The sequence below is a fragment of the Kosakonia sp. S42 genome (genome assembly GCF_016624785.1).
Classification (GTDB): Bacteria; Pseudomonadota; Gammaproteobacteria; order Enterobacterales; family Enterobacteriaceae; genus Kosakonia; species Kosakonia cowanii.
Genome location: NZ_JACVTW010000041.1, coordinates 22,174 through 28,341, shown reverse-complemented (window position 1 = coordinate 28,341; position 6,168 = coordinate 22,174). Strand labels below are relative to the sequence as shown.

The 6,168-nt window shown below is 45.6% G+C and carries 3 protein-coding genes and 6 pseudogenes; 4 read left to right on the top strand and 5 right to left on the bottom strand.

What is annotated here, in order from left to right:
* Nucleotides 1-311, top strand: a 311-nt coding sequence (locus tag IAE50_RS23430) for a transposase (RefSeq protein WP_200581467.1), incomplete at its 5' end; no start/stop codon positions are given.
* 167 nt (nt 312-478) lie between these two features.
* Here IAE50_RS23430 and IAE50_RS23425 read toward each other — a convergent pair.
* Nucleotides 479-1,415, bottom strand: a pseudogene (locus IAE50_RS23425) (Tn3 family transposase); the annotation flags it as partial.
* 293 nt (nt 1,416-1,708) lie between these two features.
* On the opposite strand from IAE50_RS23425, the gene ychH reads away from it, so the two are divergent.
* Complete coding sequence (ychH, locus tag IAE50_RS23420; RefSeq protein WP_200581466.1) at nt 1,709-1,984, top strand: stress-induced protein YchH; 276 nt, start codon at nt 1,709-1,711, stop codon at nt 1,982-1,984.
* 803 nt (nt 1,985-2,787) lie between these two features.
* Here ychH and IAE50_RS23415 read toward each other — a convergent pair.
* Nucleotides 2,788-3,002 (bottom strand): annotated as a pseudogene (locus IAE50_RS23415) (methionine synthase); the annotation flags it as partial.
* Nucleotides 3,003-3,070: 68 nt separating this feature from the next.
* Between IAE50_RS23415 and IAE50_RS23410 the strand changes: the two are divergent.
* Nucleotides 3,071-4,188, top strand: a pseudogene (locus IAE50_RS23410) (IS3 family transposase).
* A 30-nt stretch (nt 4,189-4,218) separates the two neighbouring features.
* Here the strand turns inward: IAE50_RS23410 and IAE50_RS23405 are convergent.
* A pseudogene (locus tag IAE50_RS23405) lies at nt 4,219-5,036 on the bottom strand (methionine synthase); the annotation flags it as partial.
* 34 nt (nt 5,037-5,070) lie between these two features.
* A pseudogene (locus IAE50_RS23400) lies at nt 5,071-5,226 on the bottom strand (putative oxygenase MesX); the annotation flags it as partial.
* Nucleotides 5,227-5,406: 180 nt separating this feature from the next.
* On the opposite strand from IAE50_RS23400, the gene IAE50_RS23395 reads away from it, so the two are divergent.
* Nucleotides 5,407-5,640 (top strand): hypothetical protein, encoded by a 234-nt coding sequence (locus tag IAE50_RS23395; protein WP_200581471.1) that lies wholly within the window; start codon nt 5,407-5,409, stop codon nt 5,638-5,640.
* Nucleotides 5,641-5,734: 94 nt separating this feature from the next.
* On the opposite strand, the pseudogene IAE50_RS23390 reads toward IAE50_RS23395, so the two are convergent.
* Nucleotides 5,735-6,125: pseudogene (locus IAE50_RS23390) on the bottom strand (transposase); the annotation flags it as partial.
* Nucleotides 6,126-6,168: the final 43 nt, after the last annotated feature.

Here is a 6,168-nt window from a genome sequence, read left to right as displayed (position 1 = left end):
AAACGTACCCGATAAAACAGAAAGTTCATATCATCCTTGACGGTGCCGGATGTCACCGGACGGATTGGGCTTATCTGCTGAATATAGAACTTCATTACCTCCCGCCATACAGCCCCAATCTGAATCCGATAGAAAGGTTGTGGAAAGTGATGAACGAACAGGTAAGGAACAACCGTTACTTTACCTCACCAAAGATGTTCCGGGAGGAAATACATCGCTTTTTCAGTGTTAAATTACCGGCTATCGCCGGGACTCTGGTTGGCCGTATTAATGACAACTTCCAGTTGCTGAAAAATGCAACTTCAGGTTAATCAGGTATATATTGATAAAGATTCAAAGCTTGGTACAGATTATGCAGAATATTTCACAGCATATAAAATAAGTTTTTTTAACAAGAACTGCTTGTCAGACTCACATTAGTTCCGTTTTATATGGAGCCAGGTGGTGGATGACATCTACACCATATCTAATGCAGATGATAGCCATAGATCGGGGTGTGATTACACAACAGCGTGTAGGCCACCACACCTTTACCGCGCCCGAAATATTTACGTGAATGTCTGGCCTTTACCGTTGGCCGTTCAACGCCAAATTTTTGCCCGTCAACGGCTCCATAAAGGGTTTCCGGGTCAAACGAATAGAGCGGGAAAATCGGCAGTTTCTTAAGAATATCGGTAATGCAATCTTGGCTATGAGAAGCGACGCAGGGCGAAGGTACTGCTCGTACGTGGTTTCCAGCACATGAATGGAATATCGATGGTTCGTGCCATCACGTGATGGCCATGGTTCATCGCCTGAGCAATGATGACTGCCATCAGACTGCCTGCATCGGCATATTTTTTAGCTAACGGGGCTGCAGCGACTTCATCGTCGGGAGGAACCAGCACTGCTCGTTAACAAAGAGGAAGACGTCGGTTATAACGCAGAACGGTAGTTGCTCATAAAAACGTTTCTTCTGTGCCCTGTGACGACTGACCACCGATTTATGCCAGGCCAGTTTCCGCGTTTCTTTATCGTATTCCAGATGTTTCAGCTTTCCCTGCTTCAGTTCGCGATTGAACGCTTTCTACTGTCGGAGCAGCTCGGACTCCAGCGCTTTGAGCTGCGTTTTGATCGATTTCTGTAGAAAAGGAACTTTCATATCAACCAGCACCACGGCCTGTTCCCCTTCCGGTACCAGTTCATCAGAAGATAGCGGTGCCGGATACTGTCGTTGAGGTGAAATTACTCCGACTGAAGCGTTTTCTTATCTGCCTATAGAGCTAAAACTCATAGCGTCCGGCATTCGGCTCTGTGGGCTCGCCATCCTCTCCAAACTCAAGCATGTACGGGCGCAGCCGTTCCGGTAACATTTCCGGTGGACATTCCGCCAGCGGCCGCTGCGATAGCGTCTGCTTTTTGCTGAACGCCATTTTTTACTGGGGCACCTGTATTGTCACGAGGTAAGCATGACGCCTCTGTTCCGGTGGTCAAATTCAGTAAATCTCTACATTACGGCGAAATTTTTATCTTAAATAAAAATGAAATGTAAAATAATTACTCATGTTAATAAACTTAATTTTGACTAACTCATCAATACATACGTAATTTTAAGTCAGACAAATATGTATAATTGTGATCACTACCCCAATCGGTACAAATGGTGACGTTTATACTGTTTTCCATTGGTATAGGTGTATTCCATCAACTCACTATTGAGAGGCGATGCATGAAACGTAAAAACGCTTTGTTATTCGGTAATACGATTATGGGGTTAGGGTTAATCGTTATGATTGTTGGTATCGGTTATTCAATCCTCAACCAGTTTCCACAGCTTAACCTGCCACGATTTCTCGCTTACGGCGCCGAGCTCAGTATTTTCCTTGGCGCTGTGCTATGGCTTGCGGGAGCGCGTATTAGTGGGCATGAAGAAATTTGCGATAAGTACTGGTTGGTTCGCCACTATAATAAACGATTACAGCGGGATCGGCAAGGCCACGGCTGACCAGTACTGAATTCAATAATTGTCACCGGAAGGAATTTTTTTGTTATTTACTTGCCCCTTTCGGAGGGTAGAAAGTGATGTCTGCGGAGTAAGGAAGAAATGATTTATTAATTAAGATAAATGAGTTGCCAAAGTGCGCAGTTATTGGCGTTCGCTCGCTTCCTTCATCATCAGGAGCACAAGCATACCGCTGCAATTCTTCCCGTTGTTCTGGGCATGACGCGACTGATGATTCAGAAATTTGCGGCGACAGGCGGCCGCTTGGTGTGAAAAATGTTCCTATTACCAAAAAGTCAATGCGAAAAGCGAAATTTTTCCATTATACAGAATGCAATAGCAAATGATTTGCTATTATTCCACTGAAAAGTGCCAGGCTATGTTTCTTAATCATTTAAGCTATAGTAACACCCTGTTTCCGACACAAATTGAATTATGGCTCGTTACGATCTTCTCGATGAAGCATGGACTATCATTTAACCCTACTCTGCCGAACCTGCATCTCAACGGCCGGACGCCATGGGGAGAGCTTCGTAAAATCATTAGGGGCATATTCTGGATATTGGTATCTATTATCCGGCGCAACTATTTAGACATTTTTCATGATGAGTGATTTAAGTTAGCAAATCGGCTTTTATTATTTGATAGACAACGGTGCATTTTAATTGATAATACAAAAATTATTTATTTTCATTTAAACAAGAAGCTAGACACTGTTTCCAATCCACTGATATAACAATCATGGCATTAAGAAAATGCACCAGCCGATTGTAACGAGTGCATATTCTCATGATATGCCAAAATTTTTAAAGATATTTCCCAGAAATAAATTCTTTACGAAAAATATTCGCGCCTGCACTTAACGCATTGAGTTTACTGTTAGCAATCCTTCGCGGCAGAGGTGCCATTCCACAGTTGGTTGAAGGATAAAGTTTATCGGCATCCACAAATTGTAGCGCTTTGCGTAATGTATCAGCGACTTCTTCTGGCGTCTCAATATATTGCTTGCCACATCAACTGACCTGCTCCCCGTTGATTAATACACCGCGATGTTAGTAATGTCTTCATAAGCCACATGAGGACATCCCCATGAAGAAGCGTTTTTCCGATGAACAGATCATCAGTATTCTCCGTGAGGCTGAAGCCGGAGTTTCTGCCCGAGAGCTCTGCCGTAAGCACGCCATTTCCGACGCCACCTTTTACACCTGGCGTAAAAAGTATGGCGGCATGGAAGTGCCTGAGGTTAAGCGCCTGAAGTCGCTTGAAGAGGAGAACGCCCGCCTTAAGAAGCTGCTCGCTGAAGCCATGCTGGATAAGGAGGCGCTTCAGGTGGCTCTGGGGCGAAAGTACTGACGACAGACCAGAAGCGCGAAGTCGTGATGTTGATGTGTGCGACCGGTCTGTCGCAACGTCGTGCCTGCAGACTCACAGGTTTGTCCCTGTCGACCTGCCGCTATGACGCTCAGCGTCCGGCGGCTGATGCCTATTTATCAGGGCGCATTACTGAACTGGCACTGGAGCGCAGGCGTTTTGGCTACCGCCGTATATGGCAGTTACTACGCCGTGAAGGGCTTCTGGTTAATCACAAGCGAGTGTACCGCCTTTATCATCTGAATGGGCTGGGCATTAAACGCAGACGTCGTCGTAAAGGGCTTGCAACAGAACGTCTGCCACGGCTCCGCCCGGCGGCACCCAATCTGACCTGGTCGATGGATTTTGTCATGGATGCGCTGGCTACCGGTCGCAGGATCAAGTGCCTTACCTGCGTCGATGACTTCACAAAGGAATGCCTGACGGTCACTGTTGCCTTCGGGATTTCAGGCGTGCAGGTCACGCTTATTCTGGACAGCATTGCGCTGTTTCGCGGCTATCCGGCTACGATAAGAACCGATTAGGGCCCGGAGTTTACCTGCCGCGCGCTCGATCAGTGGGCCTTTGAGCATGGATTGGAGCTGCGGCTTATCCAGCCCGGCAAGCCGACACAGAACGGATTTATTGAGAGTTTTAACGGACGCTTTCGCGATGAATGCTTGAATGAACACTGGTCCAGTGACATCAGTTATGCCAGGAAAACCATCAGTGAATGGCGTCAGGATTATAACGAATGTCGCCCGCATTCCACGCTGAATTATCAGACGCTGTCTGAATTTGCAGCGGGCTGGAGAAAGGGTAATTCTGAGAGTGAAGGTTCCGACATTACTAACTGACGATTGTATCTAATCCCGGGGGCAGGTCACAACCACCCCGATCATCACTTTTTTACCGTAGATTAATTCAAGCAGGTCCATTGGAACACTAGAGTTGTGACATTCCATTGAAATAATATCGATACTGGATGTTTGTAGCTTTGGGAACACCTCTTCATACTGACGCCACTCTGATCCCAGTGTCTTTTTCCAGTCGGTGTTTGCTTTGATGCCGTATCCATAGCAGATATGCACTGCTGTTTCACATTTCAGCCCTTCAACAGCTCTTTCTAATGCGGCGATACCCCAATCTTTCACTTCATCAAAAAACACATTAAAGGCTGGCTCGTCAAACTGAATGATATCGACACCCACCGCTTCTAATTCTTTGGCTTCCTGATTGAGGATTTTGGCAAATTCCCAGGCCAGCTTTAGTGTACATCATAGAGCGTATCAATCATTGTCATCGGTCCAGGCAGCGCCCATTTAATCGGCTTTCTGGTCAATTGACGTAAGAATCTGGCATTTTCAACAAAAACGAGATCTTGACGCTCAACAGCACTCACAACCGTGGATACGCTCGCATCATAGCGATTACGAATTTTGACGGTTTCGCGTCTATCAAAATCTACACCGCTAAGATGCTCAATAAATGTCGTAACAAAGTGTTAGCGCGTTTGCTCACCATCGCTGACAATATCAATCCCTGCTCGTAGTTGATCATACAGAGCCAAACTCAGGGCATCTTTCTTCCCTTCAATCAATTCTTCATTTTGTAATTTCCACGGGGACCACAGTTTCTCTGGCTCTGCAAGCCAGGAGAGTTTTGGTAAACTGCCAGTCGTTGACGTCGGGAGAAATGTTTCCATAAGAGATGATCTTTTAATTGTGGCTATCGATTAATCAAAGAGCGTAGTCAGCAGACCATTGCTCAAGGATACTTTTGTAAAGTTTAATTAAGTGCTCTTCAGTAAATCTTCCCTGCTCAATCGCCAACTGACTGCGTTCTTCACGGTCGTAAATAATCTTTGTTAGTGAATGGTCATGGTGCTTCAGATCCTTAGCCGCTGGCTGATGTATATTTTTCTCCATTTCTTTATCCTATAGTGCATAAATGATGATTGGAGCTACTGTTCCACATTCCAAAATGTGTTTTTGGGGTTGTACAGTGACCGCTCCCCATCGATTAACACAACGTGATGTTAGTAATGCCTTCATCAGCAACATGAAGGTATTCCCATGAAGAAGCGTTTTTCCGACGAGCAGATCATCAGTAACCTCCGCAAAGCTGGAGCCGGAATGTCTGCCCGGGAGCTTTCCGCAAGCATGCTACTCAGACGCCACCTTCTGCATCTATGGACTACCTTCGTTTTGCAAGTACTGATCTGGTTTTGGGTTGTTGCTTACAACAATCGACATCAGGAAAATCTGTGTCAAAATAGGCAATCTGCAAACGATCGCCTCAACAACTGAGCAGCCCCTGAGACCAGTATAAAAATCAGGTTCCGATTATGCAGAGACAGTCTGTCACCGTTTTTCAGTGCACTATAACTCTTCTGACTGCGTATTAACTTCCAACTGTCTGATACTCGGTATTATTTTTCAGTATTGACTTGATTATTCTCGTGTTCTTGTTAGCGACCACCGCGGTTGTTTTATTAAAATCACGCCGTCCCTTCGAAAGGTTAATCTACCAATGCAAATAACCATCATTATTACCCTGACGACAGCGCAGGTGCTATGAATAAAAAAAGTACGCGGAGGCTTGTCACTTTTTGTCGTCATATTCATCAGCACCTGTCTGTCGCCACCCGAGTGCTGCCGTGGAACCAGCCCCAGCCATGCTGCAAGTGACGCCCATTTTTAAATTCCGCTCCTTTATCAATCTCGACAACAATAGACAGGAACGTTTTAGGACCAATGCTTTTCACTTTAGCAAAACACTGACAAGATTCTGATTACCTGAATACCCACCTGTGTCAGGGCAGTTGCCGCTTCTGA

What these genes read in the sequence shown, in the direction of transcription:
- ychH (WP_200581466.1), top strand. Translation starts at nt 1,709, where the DNA reads ATGAAACGTAAAAACGCTTTGTTATTCGGTAATACGATTATGGGGTTA.
- IAE50_RS23395 (WP_200581471.1), top strand. Translation starts at nt 5,407, where the DNA reads ATGAAGAAGCGTTTTTCCGACGAGCAGATCATCAGTAACCTCCGCAAA.